This is a genomic window from Myxococcus llanfairpwllgwyngyllgogerychwyrndrobwllllantysiliogogogochensis (assembly GCF_006636215.1).
GTDB classification, from domain to species: Bacteria; Myxococcota; Myxococcia; order Myxococcales; family Myxococcaceae; genus Myxococcus; species Myxococcus llanfairpwllgwyngyllgogerychwyrndrobwllllantysiliogogogochensis.
Window position 1 is genome coordinate 1 of the sequence record NZ_VIFM01001061.1, and the last position, 379, is coordinate 379.

The following is a 379-nucleotide window of genomic DNA, read 5'->3' on the forward strand; positions in this document are numbered from 1 at the left end:
GTACTGCAGATTGCGTCGCGCTTCAAGCATCAACCGCTGATGCAATACTCCAAGAGCGCTACAGCCATAAAACTCACGACATAAATAATTTAAGTGCGTAACCGACAGTCCAATCAGCTTCGCATACTCCGCCAACGGGAGATGCTGTCGGTAGTGGCTCTCGATAAGGCGGGCGAAGTGGCGCATCATGCTGCGCTTCCGCTCCGCTTTATCTTCCGCGGGGGACGCGGGATGGCACTGTCGGTTCAGCCAGACCAACAGCGTCCCCAGCAGCGAATAGAGCATCATTTCTCGCGCATCGTGCTCTTCGCAGTACTCCTCGCGAAGCGCTGAAAACAGCGTATGCATGCGCCCGCGAGAACGGCCCACCGGCACACAC

At 57.0% G+C, this 379-nt stretch carries 1 protein-coding gene; it reads right to left on the reverse strand.

What is annotated here, in order from left to right; genetic code table 11:
- The coding region (locus tag FJV41_RS56860) for an AraC family transcriptional regulator (RefSeq protein WP_220138097.1) at positions 1-348 on the reverse strand (348 nt) is incomplete at its 3' end.
- Between the last annotated feature and the right edge of the window lie 31 nt (positions 349-379).